This is a genomic window from Streptomyces sp. NPDC017529 (genome assembly GCF_044329785.1).
GTDB lineage: Bacteria > Actinomycetota > Actinomycetes > Streptomycetales > Streptomycetaceae > Streptomyces.
In genome coordinates this window covers 55,716-74,023 of sequence record NZ_JBIRJY010000026.1, presented here as the reverse complement: position 1 = coordinate 74,023, position 18,308 = coordinate 55,716, and the positions used below count along the sequence as shown (strand labels likewise).

Below are 18,308 nucleotides of genomic sequence, written 5' to 3'. Positions count from 1 at the left end.
CAGGGGGGACCCTGTGGGAGAGTAGGACGCCGCCGAACAATTTTTCAGCTCCGGTCCCTGAACCTTCTGGTTCAGGGACCGGAGCTTTTTTGTTTGTCCGGGTGTGGCTGGTCCCCAATGCCGTCCTCCTTGCCGCAATGGCCGTCTGGGGTGTGATCAGGTATGCCCGGCTGCCGGCGCAGATACCGAAGCACATCGGCATGCAGGGGGTGGACGCCTGGACGGATCGGTCGATCGGCGGTGCGTTCTTGCTGGTCTTCGTCTATGCAGGGGCGACAGCCCTGATGGTCGGCTGTGCCGAGCTGACCCTGCGAGTGACACCACGCGACGAGCTGCCGGACACGAACACGGCACGGTACGCCGCTGGTGCGTCCGAGGTTCTGATGAACAGGCCGAGCAGCCGCGACTCTGCATGCCGAATTGCCCGGTCCCTGCTGCTGCTCAACACATCCATTGGCCTCGCGCTTTCCGTGGGATGCGGGATTCTGTGGCGTTCCGCCGCTGATCCGGACGTACCCGGATGGACGTACGCCGGGATGCTGATTCCGTTCCTCGCCGGCACAGCGGTAACGATCGCCGCAGCCGTCAGGGTCCGGAAGCAGCACTGAGCTGAACGGCCTGCTGGGGACTTGCTACAGCCGCCCGGAAGCCTTGAGGGAGAGATAGGCGTCCGCCAGGTCGGGGGCGAGGTGGGCCGGGGTGGCGTCGACGACTGTCACGCCGTGGCGGCGCAGGCGGTCGGCGGTGCGGCGGCGGGCCGCTCGGGTCTGTTCGGCGGCAGCCGCGGCGTACACGGCCTGGGGCGTGTGGCGGGCGGCGGCCATTTCCTCGATGCGCGGGTCCGCCACGGCGGCGACGATGACCTCGTTGCGCTGGGTGAGGCCGGGGAGCACGGGCAGCAGCCCTTCCTCGACCGGCGCCGTGTCCAGGCCGGTGAACAGGACGATCAGGGACCGGCGTGGCGTGCTGCGGTGGATGGCGGCTGCCAGACCGCGGGCGTCGGCTTCGACGAGTTCGGGGTCGAGGGGCGCGAGAGCGTCGGTCAGGGCGGGCAGGAGGTCTCCCGCCGCGCGGCCCTGTACGGAGGCCCGTACCCGGCGGTCGTAGGCGAGGAGGTCGACCCGGTCGCCGGCTCGGGACGCCAGGGCGGCGAGCAGCAGAGCGGCGTCCATGGAGGCGTCCAGACGCGGGGTGTCGCCCACCCGGCCGGCCGAGGTGCGGCCGGTTTCGAGGGCCAGGAGGATGCGCCGGTCGCGCTCCGGGCGCCAGGTGCGTACGGCCACGGACTGCCGGCGTGCGGTGGCGCGCCAGTCGATGGAGCGGGTGTCGTCGCCGGGGGTGTAGTCACGGAGGCTGTCGAATTCCGTGCCTTCACCGCGGGTCAGGATGCTGGTGCGGCCGTCGAGTTCGCGCAGCCGGGCCAGCTTCCCGGGGAGGTGCTTGCGGCTGGTGAAGGGAGGCAGGGCGCGGACGGTCCACGGGACGTGGTGGCTGCCTTGGCGGGCGGCCAGGCCGAGGGGGCCGTAGGAGCGGACCGTGACGCGGACGGCGTGGTGGTCGCCGCGGCGGGTGGGGTGGAGCGTCGTCGTGACGCGGCGGCGTTCGGCGGCGGGGACGCGGAGGCGGTGCCGGGAGGCCGGCATTTCCGTGCCGGGGTGGAACGCGCTGGGGGGCCATGCGTCGCGGAGGTGCGCGCGCAGCGGCCGCCGGTCCGGGTTGGTCAGGGTGAGGTGGGTCCGGGCCTCCTGACCGAGTCGAACGGTTGTGTCACCGGTTCGGGTGAACTGGAGCTTCCGCACTGGCGCGGCCAGTGCGAGGTCGCACAAAATTGCTAGCAGCAGGGCGAGTTGGACGGTGAGGATGCCGGTCCAGCTCGGCATGAGGAGGCCGACGAAGAGAGCTGCGACGGCGGAGATGAGGGCGGTGCGTCCGGTCAGGGCCACGGCTCGGTCTCAGCGGGGGACGGGGAGGTGGGCGAGGACGGAGTTGATGACGGAGTCGGCGGTGACTCCTTCCATCTCGGCCTCCGGGCGGAGTTGGACGCGGTGCCGGAGCGTGGGCAGGGCCAGGGCTTTCACGTCGTCGGGGATGACGTAGTCGCGGCCGGTGAGCCAGGCCCAGGCCCGGGAGGTGGAGAGCAGGGCGGTGGCTCCTCGGGGGGAGACGCCGAGGGAGAGCGAGGGGGATTCGCGCGTGGCACGGCAGATATCGACGATGTAACCGGTGACCTCGGGTGACACGGAGGTCTTCGCGACCGCGGCCCGGGCCGCTTCCAGATCGGCGGGGCCTGCGACGGGGCGGAGGCCGGCAGCTCCGAGGTCGCGGGGGCTGAAGCCCTGCGCATGCCGGGCCAGGATGTCGATCTCGTCCTGGCGGGCGGGGAGCGGGACCGTCAGTTTCAGCAGGAACCGGTCGAGTTGGGCCTCGGGCAGCGGATAGGTGCCTTCGTACTCGACGGGGTTCTGCGTGGCGGCCACGAGGAAGGGCTCGGGGAGCGGGCGGGGCGTTCCGTCGACGGTGACCTGGCGTTCCTCCATGGCTTCGAGCAGGGACGCCTGGGTCTTGGGCGGGGTCCGGTTGATCTCGTCGGCGAGCAGCAGGTTGGTGAAGACCGGGCCGGCCTGGAAGGAGAACTCGGAACTGCGGGAGTCGTAGACGAGCGAGCCGGTGACGTCGCTCGGCATCAGATCGGGGGTGAACTGCACGCGCTTGGTGTCGAGTTCCAGGGTTGCCGAGAGTGCGCGTACGAGCAGGGTCTTGGCAACGCCGGGTACGCCTTCGAGCAGGACGTGCCCGCGGCAGAGCAGCGCGACGACCAGGCCGGTGACGGTCGGGTCCTGGCCTACGACGGCCTTGGCGATCTCGGTACGCACGGCCTCCAGGGAGGAGCGGGCGCTGTCAGCTGTCGGGGTGCTCACGGGGGTCGTGCCTCTCTGGGGACAAAATCGAGCGTTCTAGGTGGTCGAGATGATCGGCCAGGGTGACCAGGCTCTTGTCGTCGGCGGGCGGAGGGCCGAAGAGCAGGGCGTGCAGAGCGGTGCCGGTTTCCGCGCCCGCGGAGAGCCGGGCGGAGACGGCCGGAAGAAGGATGTCGGGGGTGTGGGCGCGCGTGGGGGACACGCCGGAGAGCGGGGCGAGGCGGGTGCGGGTGGCGGCTCGTAGGACGGCGGCGGCCCGGTCGCGGGCGCCGGCCTGCTGGTAGAGGCGGGCGTGTCCCTCGGTCGTCTCGGCGGCGGGGACGGTGACCGGAAGCTGTTCGGGGACGAGCGGGCCGAGCCGGCGGGCCCGCCAGAGGCCCGCGAGTGCGGCGGCGATGAGGAGCTGGAGCAGCGCCCATCCCCAGCCGGACGGAACGAGGTCGAAGAAGCCGCGCTGCTCGTCCTGCGTGGACGAGGGATCGCTGACGGAAGGGAGGTACCAGACCAGATGCTTGTGCGAACCGAGCAGTTGCAGGGCGAGCGAGGCGTTGCCGCGTTCGGCGAGGCGGTGGTTGTAGAGGATGTCGGGGGCACCGAGGAGCACGGTGTCGCCGCCGGCGCTGGTGGGCAGGCGCACCAGGGTCGCCTTGCCGTGGCTGGGGTAGCAGCGGTCGGCGGTGGGGGCGGGGGCCGAGTAGCGCAGGCCGCCGAGTTCGGCGTCGCCGGCGGTCCGGGCGGCGGGCAGCGCGCAGTTCGGGGGCAGCGCCGTCACTTCGGTGGGAGCCGCTGTCTCGACCCCGGGAGCGAAGACGTCCAGGGTGGCCGGGCCCGGAGTGAGCAGCACGGTGCGTCCGGCCGCCCGTCCGGTGGTCTGGTGGAGGGTGTCCAGCTGTCGGCGGGTGAGCAGGTCGGGGTTGGTGACCAGGACGGTGGTGTCCGGGCCGGCCGCGGCGGCGGCCTCCTCCGTGGTGGTCACGACGCGGGTGCCGACGCCCCGGTCGGCGAGGAGGGCGGCGACCGCGCCGCTCCCGGTGCGGTCCACCGAGCGGGGGTCGAGACGTCCGTGCTGGTCACCGGAGCGCAGGAGCGCGACCGCGACCCCGCCCAACAGGAGGACGAGGACGGCGGCGAGCAGCCCGCGCGAGCGGGTCCACAGGCGTCGCGGGGACGGTGCGAGGGAGGTGGTGCCGGTCGTGGTGGTGCTCATGCGCCGCCCCCGTGGAGAGCGGCGGGCTGGGGCTTGCTGTGCCGCAGGTCGGTGTCGAGGGTGCTCAGGGGGGCGTACTCCCGTTCGGTACCAAGGCGGCCGCCGTATGTGACGTCGTCGAACGCGCGGGCGGCGGCGCGCAGGCGCTCGGCGTGGTCGGGCAGGGCCCGGCCTGCCTCGGTGGCGGCCTCGTCGGCGGTGCGGCCGGGGCCCGGGGTGAGCAGGGCGCGTTCCTCCAGGGTCAGGACGATGGCGCGCATCCGTTCCTGGACGGCTTCCGTCCAGCGGCTTTCGGCCGCGTGCCGTTCGGCGGCGGCGCGGTGTTCCGCGGCGGTGCGGGGGCGCTCCCCGAAGAGCGCGCCGCCACCCGTGGTGGGGGTGCGGCGCAGGGCGCCCAGCCGGAGCCGAAGGGCGATGGCGAGCAGCACGACGACGAGGACGATGGCGAGGAGACCGGCCCAGCCGCCCGGGGTGGCCCCGGCGGCGGCGTCGAACAGGTCGCCGACCTTCTTCCAGAACCAGTCCAGGGCACGCTGGAGCAGGTTCGGGTCGTTCTGGTGGTACCGCGGATCGGCGAGTTCGCGTTCGGCCGCCTCACGGGCGGCGTCACGCGGGATCCTCACCGGTCCGTCCTCGCCGGAGTCTGTCGTCAGCCGGGCGAGTACGGCCGTCCCCCTTGGCGGCGTCACCGCATCAGTTTCCCGGCGTGGGGCCGGCGGGCCCCTGGTGGGGGCCCTGGGGCCCGGGGGCGTCCGCGCCGTACCCGGGCAGGCCGGCGGCGCGGGCGAGCTCCAGGTCGAGCGCCTCGCGGCGGATCCGCTGGTCCATGTAGAGGAGCGCCGTGACGCCCGCGCTGATCGGGTAGGTGACCGTGGAGGTGATCACGGCGCCGACGGCCAGCACGATCAGGAATGTCCAGCCGGGGCTGCCGTTGCCTTCGATCCAGGACGTGAAGCCCTCACCGCCGAGGAGGACGGCGACGACGGTGGCGGGTATCTGGACGATCATCTGGACGATGGCGATCAGCACGTACGTGAGGAGCTGGACGCCCAGGATCCGCCACCAGGCGCCGCGCACCAGCTTGGCCGAGCGCCGCATGGACGCGATGACGCCCTGCTTCTCCAGCATCAGTGCCGGGGCGGCGAGGCTGAAGCGGACCCACAGCCAGACGGCCGCGACGCCCGCGCCCAGGGCGCCGACCAGGGCGAGCAGGAGACCGACGGTGAGCGGGCCCACCGCGGCGACGATGATGCCGGGCAGCATGCCGACGCCGAGGACGACCGAGGTGATCAGGGGCAGCAGCAGAAGCAGGCCGAGGAGCCGCGGCAGCCGGCCGCGGGCGTCCCGCCAGGCTTCGCCGGCCGTCACCGAGCGTCCCAGGACGGCCCGGCTGACGACGATGGTGAGCAGTGCGGTGACGATGATCGTACTCAGCAGGCCGATCAGCGAGGTGACGGCGGTGCCCGCGAAGGTGCTGCCGAGCTCGCCCATGAGCTCGCGCAGGGAGGCGTCGGGGTTGTTCGCGGCGGCGCTGCCGGCGTTCCGGAACCAGATGCCCGTGACGAGCGTGTTCGCGGCTTGCGAGACGACCGCCACGACCAGCGAGATGCCCAGGACGGTGCGCCAGTGGGCACGCATGGTGGACACCGCGCCGTCAAGGATCTCGCCGACGCCGAGCGGGCGGAGCGGGATCACGCCGGGCTTGGCGGCGGGCGGCGGCGCCCAGGGAGCGCCCCAGCCTTGGCGTCCTCCCCAGCCTGGCTGCTGACCGCCCCAGCCTGGTTGTCCTCCCCAGCCGCCTTGGCCGCCGGGGGCACCCTGTGGTCCGGGTCCGCCCTGGCCACCGCGGCCGGGGCCGCCGGTGGGGGCGGACCACTGACCGGCGGGCGGCTGCTCCTTGGACCACTGCGGCGGGACCGTGGAGCCACCGGGCGTTTCGGCACCGGCCTGTCCTGCCGGTTCCGCCGGTTCTGCCGGGCTTGCCGGAGCGGTGGGACCGGGCCGATCCGTGGCACCGGCCGGAGCGTCCGGGCCGGTGGGGCCCGTGGTGGTGGGCTGTTCCTGCGCGGCGCGGTCCGGCTCGTCGGAGGGGGAGGATCCGGGCGAGGCCCAGCCCGGAGAGTTGTTCATCGTCGCTCCTTCATGCTTCCCGCCCGTTCGAATGGCCGGGGTCCGGCGTCCGCAGTGCCTGTCATCGTGTCATGGCGCGTGCGCCCGCGTCCCCGGGCCCTTGTGCGAGGGGACTCTTCTGCTCTGCCCGTGGTCGGCGGCAGACTGGGCGGATGGCCGATCGCTACGAGAAGTCCGAGGCGGGCGCCGACGCTCCCGTGGTTCCGTCACTGCGTTGGGAGGAGCTTCCCGAGGGGCCCGTACTGGTTCTCCTCGATCAGACACGGCTGCCGTCCGAAGAGGTCGAACTGGTTTGCACGGACGTTCCGGCACTGGTGCAGGCGATCAGGACGCTGGCTGTGCGCGGCGCTCCGCTGCTGGGCATCGCCGGCGCGTACGGAGTCGCCCTCGCCGCCGCGCGGGGATTCGACGTGGCCGACGCGGCCGAGACCCTGGCGTACGCCCGCCCGACGGCGGTCAACCTCGAATACGGCGTACGACGGGCCGCCGGCGCGTACCGCGACGCAGTCGCCGACGGGGCGGCCCCCGAGCGGGCCGCAGCCGCTGCGCTGGCCGAGGCCCAGGCCGTGCACGCGGAGGACGCCGAGGCCAGCAAGCGGATGGCCGCGCACGGGATGGCGCTGCTGGGCGAGCTGCTGCCCGGCGGCGGCCACCGGATACTCACCCACTGCAACACCGGGGCGCTGGTGTCCGGTGGCGAGGGGACGGCCCTGGGTGTGGTGCTGGCGGCACACCGGGCCGGTGAGCTGCGGCGGCTGTGGGTCGACGAGACCCGTCCCCTGCTGCAGGGCGCGCGGCTGACCGCGTACGAGGCGGCGCGTACGGGCATGCCGTACACGGTGCTCGCGGACGGGGCGGCCGGGTCGCTCTTTGCGGCGGGCGAGGTGGATGCCGTACTGATCGGCGCGGACCGGATAACGGCGGACGGCGCGGTCGCCAACAAGGTGGGCAGCTATCCGTTGGCCGTACTGGCCCGGTATCACCACGTGCCGTTCGTGGTGGTGGCGCCGACGAGCACGGTGGACCTGGCGACGGCGGATGGCGCGCTCATCGAGGTGGAGCAGCGGCCCGGGCACGAGGTGACGGAAATCGCGATGCCGTTCGCGCCGGGCGCCGGGACGGAGGCCGGTACCGGGGTGCAGATTGCTCCGCTGGGCGCGCTGGCCTACAACCCGGCCTTCGACGTGACGCCGGCCGAGCTGGTGACGGCGATCGTCACCGAGGCCGGAGTGGTCTCGCCGGTGACTCCGGGCGGTCTCGCGGAGCTGTGTTCCACATCACGATGGAGTAAGTCACGATCAGGTAATGGGATGATGGCCGAATGAAGGGACGCGTCCTGGTCGTCGACGACGACACCGCACTGGCAGAGATGCTCGGCATCGTGCTGCGCGGCGAAGGCTTTGAACCGTCGTTCGTCTCGGACGGGGACAAGGCGCTCGCCGCCTTCCGGGAGACCAAGCCGGACCTCGTGCTGCTCGACCTCATGCTGCCCGGGAGGGACGGCATAGAGGTGTGCCGGCTGATCCGGGCCGAGTCCGGTGTACCGATCGTCATGCTGACCGCGAAAAGTGACACGGTCGACGTGGTGGTCGGCCTGGAATCGGGGGCCGACGACTACATCGTCAAGCCGTTCAAGCCCAAGGAGCTGGTGGCCCGCATCCGTGCGCGGCTGCGCCGCTCGGAGGAGCCGGCGCCCGAGCAGCTGGCCATCGGTGACCTCGTCATCGACGTGGCGGGGCACTCGGTCAAGCGGAGCGGGCAGTCGATCGCGCTCACGCCGCTGGAGTTCGACCTGCTGGTGGCGCTGGCCCGTAAGCCGTGGCAGGTGTTCACGCGCGAGGTGCTGCTGGAGCAGGTGTGGGGCTACCGGCACGCCGCCGACACCCGGCTGGTCAACGTCCACGTACAGCGGCTGCGCTCCAAGGTCGAGAAGGACCCGGAGCGCCCGGAGATCGTGGTGACCGTGCGCGGTGTCGGCTATAAGGCCGGGCCCAGCTGATATGTCCCGGGACGGTTCGGCCCCGGAGGACGAGCGGGGGCGGGCCGTCCGCCCGGCAGGTGATATGTCCAGTTCTGGCCGGATGTTTGGTCGAGTGTTCGCCCGGCTGACCGGCCGGGTGGCCGACGGCCGGGCGAACGGGCACGACCGGCCGAACGGGCACGGGGACGGCCCCGAGCGGGCCGGACAGGACACCGCGGCCGAGCGCCGGGAAGGCGACGACGCCCCCTGTGGCGCGCGGGCTGCCGAACGCCCGGCGGGTGAGGCACGTGCCGCAGCCCGCCCGGGGCCGGCAGAGCGGTTCCGGGGGATGCCCGGGCGGCTGCTGTCCGACGGGGCCACGAGCGGCCCCGTCCACCCCATGCTGCGGCTCTTCGGCCGCTGGATACGCCGTCCACTGCTGCCCGCGCTGCGCCTGTGGCGCCGTAACATCCAGCTCCGCGTGGTCGCCACGACCCTGCTGATGTCGCTGGGTGTCGTCCTGATCCTCGGCGTCGTGGTCATCGGGCAGGTCCGCAACGGACTCCTGGAGGCCAAGCGGCAGGCCGCGCAGAGCCAGGCCACCGGCGGGTTCGCCGTGGCGCAGAAGCTGGCCGACAGCACCACCGACGGCCGCGGCGAAGACGCCGGACGCTCCGGCAGCCGCGGTCCCCAGGACTCCGCGACCTGGCTGACCAACCTGGTCGAGCAGCTCGCCAGTGGCGGCCAGGGCGTCTTCTCCGTGGTGGCGCTCAGCTCCGGATCGGCCGTGGAAGAGCCGTTCGGGGACAGCAGCCCGGACACCCGCGGCCCGCGCGCCTCCGGGGACGTCGACCCCGCGCGCAGCGTGCCCGCGGAGATGCGCCAGATCCTGGACACCAAGACCGGTACGTTCCGCCAGTCCACGCAGATCAAACGCGTCGGATCGGAGGAGGGCGAGCCGGCGATCATCATCGGCAAGCGCCTCAACGACGTGAACAGCAACCCGTACCAGCTCTACTACCTCTTCCCCTTCAGCCAGGAGGAGAAGTCGCTGAGCCTGGTGAAGACGACCCTGGCGACGGCCGGGGTGTTCGTCGTGGTGCTGCTCGGCGCCATCGCCTGGCTGGTCGTACGGCAGGTCGTCACGCCCGTACGGATGGCGGCGGGCATCTCCGAGCGGCTGGCCGCCGGGCTGCTCCAGGAGCGGATGAAGGTCACCGGCGAGGACGACATCGCCCGGCTCGGCGAGTCCTTCAACAAGATGGCGCAGAACCTCCAGGTCAAGATCCAGCAACTGGAGGAGCTGTCGCGGATGCAGCGGCGGTTCGTCTCCGACGTGTCGCACGAACTGCGGACGCCGCTGACGACCGTACGGATGGCCGCCGACGTCATCCACGACGCGCGCGAAGACTTCGATCCGGTGACCGCGCGCTCCGCCGAACTGCTGCGCGGGCAGCTCGACCGGTTCGAGTCGCTGCTCGCCGAACTGCTGGAGATCAGCCGCTTCGACGCGGGCGCGGCCGCTCTGGAGGCCGAGCCGATCGACCTCCGCGACGTGGTGCACCGCGTCATCGAGGGCGCCGAGCCGCTGGCGGAGCGCAAGGGCAGCCGCATCGTGGTGCGCGGCGCCGAACAGCCGGTGATCGCGGAGGCGGACGCCCGCCGGGTCGAGCGGGTGCTGCGCAACCTCGTCGTCAACGCCGTCGAGCACGGCGAGGGCCGGGACGTCGTGGTGCGGCTGGCCGCGGCCGGCGGCCGCACCGGCGGCGCGGTGGCCGTCGCCGTGCGCGACTACGGCGTCGGCCTCAAGCCGGGCGAGGCGGCCAGGGTGTTCAACCGCTTCTGGCGCGCCGACCCGGCACGGGCCCGTACGACCGGCGGTACGGGGCTCGGCCTGTCGATCGCGGTCGAGGACGCCCGGCTGCACGGCGGCTGGCTGCAGGCGTGGGGCGAGCCGGGCGGCGGCTCGCAGTTCCGGCTGACGCTGCCGCGTACGGCGGGGGAGGCCCTGCGCGGCTCGCCGATACCGCTCGAACCGGAGGACTCGCGGCGCAACCTCCAGGCGGTCGGCCAGGACCCGCTGCGCGGCGCGGCCGCGGTGCGGACGGCGGCCGCCATTCCGGCGCAGCAGCGGCTGGCGGAGCCGTGCCCCTTGGAGCCGCGCGCCCCGGCGCCGCGCTCCCCGAAGCCGCGCTCCCCGGAGTCGCTCACCCACGCCCGGCCGGACGGCGCCGAACCCCTGGGCGGCGGCGCGCACCGGAACGGCGCCGGTGGTGATGGCGTCCAGGAGAACGGCGTACGCGGTGGTGCGGCGCACGGGCACGACGGCGCGGAGCGGGAGGACGAGGTTCGTGAGCGCTGAAACGGGTGCCGGAGTGGGCGCCGGGACCGGCCCCGGAGTGGGCGCCAGGGGCGCCGGGCGGCTGACGCTGCGGGCGCGCGGCAGGGCCGCCCGTACGGGTGCGGCGCTCGGCTGCGGCGCGTTGCTGCTGGCCGGGTGCGCGTCGATGCCGGACAGCGGGGACATGCAGGCCGTCGACCAGTCGCCGCGTGCCGACGCCGACTCGCAGGTGCGGGTCTACGGCGTGCCGCCGCAGGACGGGGCACAGCCGACCGAGATCGTCAGCGGCTTCCTCGACGCGACGACGAGCGACGAGGTGGACTTCAGCACGGCCGTGCAGTACTTGGCCAAGTCCACGAAGAAGACGTGGCGGCCGTTCTCGGCGACCAAGGTGCTCCAGCAGCGTCCGAAGGCCGACCCCGTGGGCCAGGCCAACCGCGAGGACCCGAACGGCTACACGGTCACGCTGTCCGGCAACCAGGTCGCCACCGTCGACCGCAACCACGCCTACACGCCGGAGGAGAAGGCGTACCAGCAGTCCGTCCACCTCACCAAGGAGGACGGGCAGTGGCGCATCGACCGGCTGCCCGACGGGCTGGTGCTCGGGCAGTCCGACTTCCAGCGGATCTACCGGTCCGTCAACAAGTACTACTTCGCCGACTACAAGTCGGAGGCCCAGTCGTCCAAGGCGGGCAAGAACGTGCTGGTCGCCGACCCCGTCTACCTGCGCCAGCGGATAGACCCGATCACCGCCAGCGTGGCCGCGCTGCTGGAGGGGCCCACGAACTGGCTGAACCAGGTCACCGCCTCGGCGTTCCCGACGGGCACCCGGCTCAAGAGCAGCGGCCTGTCCCTCGACGACTCCAACGCGCTGAAGGTACGGCTCGGCAAGCGGGCCGCCGGCGCGACGCCCGGGCAGTGCAGGCGGATGGCGGCCCAGCTGTTCTTCACCGTCCAGGACATCACCCGGGCGTCGAAGCTCAGCGAGGTCGAGCTGCAGGACGAGGGCGGCAACCGGCTGTGCGTCCTGTCGCAAGACCGCGCCAACAGCGAGTTCGCGCCGCGCAAGCACATCGGGCGGCCCGCCCAGGAGTACTGGATCGCCGCTGACCAGAAGGTGGTCAGCATGCCCGACACGACGACGGAGCCGCGGCCGGTGCGGGGGCCGTTCGGCACCGGCAAGACCGCGCTGAGCTCGATCGCCGTATCGCGCGGCGAGAGCAGCGTGGCCGGCGTCTCGGCCGACGGGCGGTCGCTGTACGTGGCCCCGCTCGACTACGGCGCCGAGCGCGGCCCGGCGGTGCTGCACAGCACGGCCGAGAACGGCCTGTCGGCGCCCAGTTGGGACGGCCTCGGCGACCTGTGGATAGCGGACCGCAGCGACAAGGGTTCGCGGCTGCTGCGGCTGCGCGAGGGCAAGGGGACGCCGGACGTGGTGACGGTGCCCGGCCTCGGCGACCGGCGGATCAAGGCGATCAAGGTGGCGTCCGACGGCATCCGGATCGCGGTGCTGGTCGAGGACAAGGGGCGTACGACGCTGCAGCTCGGGCGGGTCGAGCGCGGCGGCACGGCGCAGCACCCGACGCTGTCGGTGGAGGAAATGCGCCCGGTCGCTCCCCAGTTGGAGGATGTGGTGGCGGCGTCCTGGGCGGGCGGCAGCCGGCTCGTGGTCGTCGGCCGGCAGTCCGGCGGGGTGCAGCAGATGCAGTTCATGGAGACGGACGGTTCGGCGTCGAACGCGCAGACGCTGCCCGGAGTCAGCGGCGTCAAGGCGGTGACGGCCTCGGAGGACGAGGCCCGGCCGCTGGTGGCCGACGGCGCCGAGGGCATCGTGCGGCTGCCGCAGGACGCGAACTGGAAGACGGTGGCGAAGGAGGGGAAGGCGCCGGTTTACCCGGGGTAGGGAAAGAACCGGCGGCGCCCGCGGGCGGCCCGCAACCCCGTCACCCGAGTTATCCACAGGGGGTGGCGCCCTCCCCCGCCCGGCGGGACAGTAGATCCCATGCGGGGCGTATGGCGAGAAATCACCGGTCTGGTACTACCGGTGGACTGCGCCGGATGCGGCCGTCCTCGTACGGACCTGTGCGAGGAATGCCGCCAGGCACTGTCCCGGGGGGCGAGGGGGAGAGGGGGCGGGGGCGGGGGCGGGGGAGGCCCCCGGGGCCCCCGAAGAGTACGCCCGCGCCCCGTCCCGCCCGGCCTGCCGCCCACCTGCGCCGCGGCTCCGTACGCCGATGAGGTGCGCGCGGTGCTGCTCGCGCACAAGGAGCGGGGGGCGTTGCGGTTGGCCGGCCCGCTGGGGGTGGCGCTGGCGGGGGCCGTGCGCGCGCTGTGGGGCGATGGTGGTCCGCTGCGCCTGACGAGTGGATCGTCCGCGTCTGTTGGGGCGCTGCGCTTGCCTGGGGGATCGCCCGAGTTTGGTGAGGTGCCGCGCCTGTCTGGGGGACCGCCTGTGCCTGTTGAGGGGCCGCGCCTGTCGTATGGCCCGTCCGCGTCTGCTGAGGTGCCGCGCCTGTCTGGGAGACCGCCTGTGTCTGCTGAGGTGCCGCGCCTGACGGAAGGATCGCCTACGCCCACTGAGGCGTCGCATCTGCCGAGTGGCTCGTCCGTGCCCGTTGAGGCGTCGCGCCGAGAGGGCGGTGTTGCGCAACCCGGTGGCGGCCTGCCCGGCGCCGTGGGCGCCCCGGGCTCCGGGGGCGACCGTTCGTCGTCGGCCGATGGTCTGGACGGCTCCGGAGAGGCCTTGGCCTCATGGGCTGCCCGCCTTCGTGACGCTGGTGGCCCGCCAACCTGGCGCACGCAGCCCGACCAGGGGCGTAACCCCGGCGTACGGTCCGGACTGGACAGGTGTGAGCGGCCCGGTGCTGCTTACCCGCGGCCGGTCGACGACTCGCCGGACGGCGGCTTGCCCGGTGGAGCCGCGCCTCCCGGCCCCGGCGATGACCGACCTGGCAGCGACGCCTCCCCGCGCCCCGCCCGTACTCCTCTCGCACCAGTCACCGGCGCTCCCTCCGTTCGTGGCAGAACGCGATCCCGCAGTGCGCGGTCCCGTAGCACACCAGTACCCGCATTCACCTCCGTCATCCCCCTGCTCCTCGTCCCCGTGCCCTCGGCCCGGCGGGCGGTGGCGGGGCGGGGGCACGATCCGGTGCGGCGGATGGCGTTCGCGGCGGCCCGGGACCTTCGGCGGGACGGGGTGCCCGTTCGGGTACTCGCCGTGCTGCGGCAGCGGCGTACGGTGGTTGACCAGGCGGGCCTCAGCGCCCGCCAACGCCTGGCCAACGTCTCCGGGGCCCTGACCGTCGTCGCCGGAGCCGGAAGGCCGCTGGCGGCGGCCCCGGTGGTGCTGGTGGACGATCTGATGACCACCGGGGCGTCGCTGGCGGAGGCGGCGCGGGCGGTCCGGGCGGCCGGCGGGAAGGTGGTGGGAGCGGCTGTGGTCGCGGCGCCGCGAAGTGCTTTCGAAATCAACTGGAACTGACCGGGAAAATTCATCGTTGCAGGTAACGAGGGCGAAAATCCACCCAAACGGAGCTAGTGGAAGCTAGGGGGTGCCGACACCCGTCCGGGCGAGCTATGTTCGGTTGTGAGGACTTGGCAGACGCTTTGCCGTGGATGCCTGAATAGGTGCGTTTGCGGGTGTATGCGGGGACCCTGAAACCACGGGAGTGGGGACCGCGCCGACGGGGGAGGAGGAGGTGAAAGTCGCCAAGTCCGAGGCTTCGGCATTCACCGGAGCCTGGTGCAAGAAGGAATCGCTCCGCGCGCTGAGCGGGGCGATCCGGGAACGGAGTTCTGCGTGGACATCGTCGTCAAGGGCCGCAAGACCGAGGTGCCCGAGCGGTTCCGCAAGCACGTGGCCGAGAAGCTGAAGTTGGACAAGGTCCAGAAGCTCGACGGCAAGGTGATCAGCCTGGACGTCGAGGTGTCCAAGGAGCCCAACCCCCGGCAGGCCGACCGTTCCGACCGAGTGGAGATCACCCTCCGCTCCCGAGGCCCGGTGGTACGGGCCGAGGCGGCCGCCGCCGACCCTTACGCCGCGCTCGACCTGGCCACGGCCAAGCTGGAAGCGCGGCTGCGCAAGCAGCACGACAAGCGCCACTCGCGGCGCGGCAGCGGGCGCATCCCGGCGAGTGACGTCGCGGTGAGCGTTCCCGACGCGGCGCAGCTGGACGAGAGCGGCCGGCTGGCCGTGGGCGACACGCCGCAGGATCAGGTGCCGACGACGAAGATGGGCTCGCTGGAGGTCCAGGGCGAAGGGCCCCTGATCGTCCGCGAGAAGACCCACTCGGCGGCGCCGATGACGCTCAACCAGGCACTGTACGAGATGGAGTTGGTCGGACACGACTTCTACCTCTTCGTCGACGCCGAGACCAAGCAGCCGAGTGTCGTCTACCGGCGGCATGCCTACGACTACGGCGTCATCCACCTGAACCCCGACTCGTTCGGGGGAGAGGAGCCCGGTGGCGCCGGAGGGGCGCTCGGCGGCTGACGACCGCCGCAATGGTGCCCCCGGCGTACGCCCGGGGGCACCATTGCGCCTGCGGGAGCCAGGAGTTGAGGCCGTATAGTGTTCGTGCCGGCCAAGGTGCTGGTGAGCGCGCGATGACGACATGCGGGGGAGACGTTTGTATGGCGTTGTTCGGGCTGGTCGCAGGGGGCTGTTGTCAACCAGCCTTATACCCGAACTCCGGCCTTCACCGGCCGAGTGGTTGACGGGGAGGAACGATGGGGGACGGCTTCGGCCCCGTGCACGGCGGAGCGGACGGCGACAGGGTCGGCGTCGGTGACGATTCCGGCACGGACGCGGGCGTGTCACGCAAAGAGCCGATCAGAGTCCTGGTCGTCGACGACCACGCGCTCTTCCGCAGGGGCTTGGAGATCGTGCTCGCCCAGGAGGAGGACATCCAGGTCGTCGGCGAGGCCGGTGACGGCGCCGAGGCGGTGGACAAGGCCGCCGACCTGCTGCCCGACATCGTGCTGATGGACGTGCGGATGCCCCGGCGCGGCGGTATCGAGGCGTGCACCTCCATCAAGGAGGTGGCCCCCAGCGCGAAGATCATCATGCTGACGATCAGCGACGAGGAGGCCGACCTCTACGACGCGATCAAGGCCGGGGCCACGGGATACCTCCTCAAGGAGATCTCCACCGACGAGGTGGCGACGGCGATCCGCGCGGTCGCGGACGGCCAGTCGCAGATCAGCCCCTCCATGGCGTCCAAGCTGCTGACCGAGTTCAAGTCGATGATCCAGCGCACGGACGAGCGCCGGCTGGTGCCGGCGCCCCGGCTCACCGACCGTGAGCTGGAGGTCCTGAAGCTGGTCGCCACGGGCATGAACAACCGCGACATCGCCAAGGAACTGTTCATCTCCGAGAACACCGTCAAGAACCACGTCCGCAACATCCTGGAGAAGCTGCAGCTGCACTCCCGGATGGAGGCCGTGGTGTACGCGATGCGGGAGAAGATCCTCGAAATCCGCTGAGCGGACCGGACAGCCGAGCAGGGCGGCCGAGCAGCGCGGCCGGACCGGATGGCCGGCCCCGACAGCCGGACCGAGTAGTCGTACCGCCCGCCCCGCCTTGTCCCCCTCCTACGCCAGCTCCGCCACCAGCGCCGCGGCCAGGTCCCGGTCGTCGCAGCGTTCGACGCGTACGGAGTCGCAGCCGACCCATTGCGCGGCCTCCGTCAGGGCCTGGGCCATCGGCCGTACGGCCTTCGCGTCGCGCATCGACACCTGGCGGGCGACGAGCGTGCTGCCTTCGCGGGCCGGGTCCACCCGGCCGGCGAGCCGGCCGCCGGTCAGCAGCGGCATCGCGAAATAGCCGTGTATCCGCTTGGGGCGCGGGACGTATGCCTCCAGGCGGTGGGTGAAGTCGAAGATCCGGGCCGTGCGCGGGCGGTCCCAGATGAGGGAGTCGAAGGGCGACAGCAGGGTCGTACGGTGCCGGCCGCGCGGCGTCGCGGCCAAGGCGGTCGGATCGGCCCAGGCGGGCCTGCCCCAGCCCTCGACCTCGACCGGGACCAGCCCCGACGCGTCTATGACGGCGTCGACCTGGTCTTTCTTGAGGCGGTGGTAGTCGGCGAGGTCCGCGCGGGTGGCGACGCCCATCGCCGCGCCCGCCTGGGCGACCAGGCGGCGCACGCACTCCTCGTCGTCCAGGTCGTCGTGCAGCAGGTGGTCGGGGACGGCGCGCTCGGCGAGGTCGTACACCCGCTTCCAGCCGCGGCGCTCCGTACAGACCACCTCGCCGGTGTCCAGCAGCCACTCCACCGCGATCTTCGTCTCGGACCAGTCCCACCATTCGCCGCCCTTCCTGCCGCCGCCCAGGTCGGAGGTGGTCAGCGGGCCGTCGGCCTTCAGGCGGTCCAGTACGGCGGCGCAGGAACGGTCGCGGTCCTCCATCAGGTGCCAGCGGTGGCCCTTGGCGCGCATCGCGCGGCGCCGGAAGGCGAAGTGCGGCCACTCCTCGATGGGCAGGATGCAGGCGGCGTGCGACCAGTATTCGAAGCTGTGGCCGCCGGACCAGTAGGCGGACTCGATGTCCGGGCGGCCGACCGCGCCGAGGCGGGCGTACGGGATCAGCTCGTGGGAGCGGGCCAGGACCGAGATGGTGTCGAGCTGCACCGCACCCAGGCGGCGCAGGACGCCCCGGACGCCCGCGCGGCGGTCCGGCGCGCCGAGGAAGCCCTGCGCGCGCAGGGCGATGCGCCGGGCGTCGTCGGCGGACAGGGAGGTCACGGGCTTCGCGGGCGTCGCAGCTGTCATGGAGCACAGCGTAGGAGTGACCACTGACAACGGCGGGGACGCCCCGGCCGCGTCCCTTCCGTCCGAACTTGTCAGCCGGGGAACGGGAGATGGGGCGCTTCGGAGGCCAGGCCCAGGTCGGCGGGGAGCAGCGCGCCGATCCAGGCGTCCCGGCGGGTGGCCCGGTGGGCGATCTTGGCGCGCAGTGTGCCTTCCATGCGGAAGCCGGCCTTCAGCGCCACCGCGCGGGAGCCGGTGTTGCCGGCCTGCGCGAGCCATTCCAGCCGCTCGACCCGCAGGCAGGTGAAGGCCCAGCGCGCGACTTCCCGTACGGCCTCGACGGTGTATCCCCGGCCGCGCCGTTCCTCGGCCGTCCAGTAGCCGATCTCGGCCTGCCGCTCGGCGGTGTGCAGCGCCAGGTGGACCAGGCCCATCGCCCCGACCAGCGTGCCGTCGGCCTTGGCGGTCACCGCGAAGTTGTACGCGGTGTCCGTGCGCCAGCCTTCCGGGCAGGTGCGGGCGACGAAGTCCTGCGCGTGTGAGAAGTCGTACGGAGAGGGCACCGGGGTCCAGCGGGGGATGTCGGGGTCCTGGCAGGCGGCGTGCACCGCCGGGGCGTCGGCGGGGACGAAGGGGCGCAGGACGAGGCGCTCGGTGGTCAGTGTGACGGGCTCCATACGGGGAGTGTGCGGCTGCGGCGGGCCGGTGGCCAGCGGATTTCGGCGGCCTGCCCGGACCCCTTCGGGTGCCCCGGCCCGCGCCCGCCCGGCCTCTTCCCCGGTGCACGGCCCGCGCCCGCCCGGCACCTTTCCGGACCGGGCCCGGCACCTTCTTCCGGGCTCGCGCGTTCACGTAGGGAAAGGTGTGCACAGGGGAGCGCAGGTGGCTTCGCGGCGGTGGACCTCCCGGCCGGAAGGGGTCCTCCTTTACGATGGCCGTTGCGGCGGGGCCTGCCCCTTGGAAAAATGCCGCGCCCGCGCACCTGACCGTGCCAGGCCCGACCGG

15 protein-coding genes are annotated in these 18,308 nt (G+C 72.6%); 8 read left to right on the top strand and 7 right to left on the bottom strand.

Going from position 1 to position 18,308, the window contains the following annotated elements; all coding sequences use genetic code 11:
* Window positions 1-137: 137 nt before the first annotated feature.
* Entirely contained in the window at window positions 138-608 is a 471-nt protein-coding gene (locus ACH4K4_RS35055; RefSeq protein WP_398173269.1) for a DUF1648 domain-containing protein, read from the top strand.
* Window positions 609-632: 24 nt separating this feature from the next.
* On the opposite strand, the gene ACH4K4_RS35050 is transcribed toward ACH4K4_RS35055, so the two are convergent.
* The 5 genes from ACH4K4_RS35050 to ACH4K4_RS35030 are packed head-to-tail and all read right to left on the bottom strand — an operon-like array spanning window position 633 to window position 6,255.
* The gene (locus ACH4K4_RS35050; RefSeq protein WP_398173263.1) at window positions 633-1,943 is read right to left on the bottom strand and encodes a DUF58 domain-containing protein; all 1,311 of its coding nucleotides are present in this window, start codon (window positions 1,941-1,943) and stop codon (window positions 633-635) included.
* 9 nt (window positions 1,944-1,952) lie between these two features.
* On the bottom strand, window positions 1,953-2,918 hold the full coding sequence (locus ACH4K4_RS35045) for an AAA family ATPase (protein ID WP_398173261.1): 966 nt from the start codon (window positions 2,916-2,918) through the stop codon (window positions 1,953-1,955).
* On the bottom strand, window positions 2,899-4,125 hold the full coding sequence (locus ACH4K4_RS35040; RefSeq protein ID WP_398173259.1) for a DUF4350 domain-containing protein: 1,227 nt from the start codon (window positions 4,123-4,125) through the stop codon (window positions 2,899-2,901). The genes ACH4K4_RS35045 and ACH4K4_RS35040 overlap by 20 nt, the downstream gene beginning before the upstream one ends.
* Entirely contained in the window at window positions 4,122-4,814 is a 693-nt protein-coding gene (locus tag ACH4K4_RS35035) for a DUF4129 domain-containing protein (protein ID WP_398173257.1), read from the bottom strand. Before ACH4K4_RS35035 ends, ACH4K4_RS35040 begins: the two co-directional genes overlap by 4 nt.
* A 4-nt stretch (window positions 4,815-4,818) precedes the next feature.
* Complete coding sequence (locus tag ACH4K4_RS35030) at window positions 4,819-6,255, bottom strand: hypothetical protein (protein WP_398173255.1); 1,437 nt, start codon at window positions 6,253-6,255, stop codon at window positions 4,819-4,821.
* Window positions 6,256-6,407: 152 nt separating this feature from the next.
* Between ACH4K4_RS35030 and mtnA the strand changes: the two genes are divergently transcribed.
* The 7 genes from mtnA (at window position 6,408) to ACH4K4_RS34995 (ending at window position 16,040) form a co-directional block, all read left to right on the top strand.
* The gene (mtnA, locus tag ACH4K4_RS35025; RefSeq protein ID WP_398173253.1) at window positions 6,408-7,580 is read left to right on the top strand and encodes an S-methyl-5-thioribose-1-phosphate isomerase; all 1,173 of its coding nucleotides are present in this window, start codon (window positions 6,408-6,410) and stop codon (window positions 7,578-7,580) included.
* On the top strand, window positions 7,577-8,254 hold the full coding sequence (mtrA, locus tag ACH4K4_RS35020; RefSeq protein ID WP_030017937.1) for a two-component system response regulator MtrA: 678 nt from the start codon (window positions 7,577-7,579) through the stop codon (window positions 8,252-8,254). The genes mtnA and mtrA overlap by 4 nt, the downstream gene beginning before the upstream one ends.
* 310 nt (window positions 8,255-8,564) lie before the next feature.
* Complete coding sequence (gene mtrB, locus ACH4K4_RS35015) at window positions 8,565-10,577, top strand: MtrAB system histidine kinase MtrB (protein WP_398173267.1); 2,013 nt, start codon at window positions 8,565-8,567, stop codon at window positions 10,575-10,577.
* Complete coding sequence (locus tag ACH4K4_RS35010; RefSeq protein ID WP_398173251.1) at window positions 10,492-12,459, top strand: LpqB family beta-propeller domain-containing protein; 1,968 nt, start codon at window positions 10,492-10,494, stop codon at window positions 12,457-12,459. The genes mtrB and ACH4K4_RS35010 overlap by 86 nt, the downstream gene beginning before the upstream one ends.
* Window positions 12,460-13,713: 1,254 nt before the next feature.
* Window positions 13,714-14,037 carry a ComF family protein gene (locus ACH4K4_RS35005; protein WP_398173249.1) on the top strand — a complete coding sequence of 108 codons (324 nt, stop codon included), beginning with the start codon at window positions 13,714-13,716 and terminating at the stop codon, window positions 14,035-14,037.
* Window positions 14,038-14,355: 318 nt separating this feature from the next.
* Window positions 14,356-15,048 carry a ribosome hibernation-promoting factor, HPF/YfiA family gene (hpf, locus tag ACH4K4_RS35000; RefSeq protein ID WP_398173247.1) on the top strand — a complete coding sequence of 231 codons (693 nt, stop codon included), beginning with the start codon at window positions 14,356-14,358 and terminating at the stop codon, window positions 15,046-15,048.
* 236 nt (window positions 15,049-15,284) lie between these two features.
* On the top strand, window positions 15,285-16,040 hold the full coding sequence (locus ACH4K4_RS34995; RefSeq protein ID WP_398173245.1) for a response regulator: 756 nt from the start codon (window positions 15,285-15,287) through the stop codon (window positions 16,038-16,040).
* Between the two features lie 108 nt (window positions 16,041-16,148).
* Here ACH4K4_RS34995 and ACH4K4_RS34990 read toward each other — a convergent pair whose 3' ends face one another.
* The gene (locus tag ACH4K4_RS34990) at window positions 16,149-17,324 is read right to left on the bottom strand and encodes a winged helix-turn-helix domain-containing protein (RefSeq protein ID WP_398173243.1); all 1,176 of its coding nucleotides are present in this window, start codon (window positions 17,322-17,324) and stop codon (window positions 16,149-16,151) included.
* A gap of 71 nt (window positions 17,325-17,395) precedes the next feature.
* Complete coding sequence (locus tag ACH4K4_RS34985; protein WP_398173241.1) at window positions 17,396-17,980, bottom strand: GNAT family N-acetyltransferase; 585 nt, start codon at window positions 17,978-17,980, stop codon at window positions 17,396-17,398.
* Between the last annotated feature and the right edge of the window lie 328 nt (window positions 17,981-18,308).

Bases quoted from the DNA above. Each gene is read 5' to 3' on its own strand.
- ACH4K4_RS34990 (WP_398173243.1), bottom strand. From the start codon at position 17,324: ATGACAGCTGCGACGCCCGCGAAGCCCGTGACCTCCCTGTCCGCCGAC.
- ACH4K4_RS35040 (WP_398173259.1), bottom strand. From the start codon at position 4,125: ATGAGCACCACCACGACCGGCACCACCTCCCTCGCACCGTCCCCGCGA.
- ACH4K4_RS35005 (WP_398173249.1), top strand. From the start codon at position 13,714: ATGGCGTTCGCGGCGGCCCGGGACCTTCGGCGGGACGGGGTGCCCGTT.
- ACH4K4_RS35030 (WP_398173255.1), bottom strand. From the start codon at position 6,255: ATGAACAACTCTCCGGGCTGGGCCTCGCCCGGATCCTCCCCCTCCGAC.
- mtnA (WP_398173253.1), top strand. From the start codon at position 6,408: ATGGCCGATCGCTACGAGAAGTCCGAGGCGGGCGCCGACGCTCCCGTG.
- mtrB (WP_398173267.1), top strand. From the start codon at position 8,565: ATGCCCGGGCGGCTGCTGTCCGACGGGGCCACGAGCGGCCCCGTCCAC.
- ACH4K4_RS34995 (WP_398173245.1), top strand. From the start codon at position 15,285: ATGGGGGACGGCTTCGGCCCCGTGCACGGCGGAGCGGACGGCGACAGG.
- ACH4K4_RS35055 (WP_398173269.1), top strand. From the start codon at position 138: ATGGCCGTCTGGGGTGTGATCAGGTATGCCCGGCTGCCGGCGCAGATA.
- ACH4K4_RS34985 (WP_398173241.1), bottom strand. From the start codon at position 17,980: ATGGAGCCCGTCACACTGACCACCGAGCGCCTCGTCCTGCGCCCCTTC.
- ACH4K4_RS35010 (WP_398173251.1), top strand. From the start codon at position 10,492: ATGGCGTCCAGGAGAACGGCGTACGCGGTGGTGCGGCGCACGGGCACG.
- mtrA (WP_030017937.1), top strand. From the start codon at position 7,577: ATGAAGGGACGCGTCCTGGTCGTCGACGACGACACCGCACTGGCAGAG.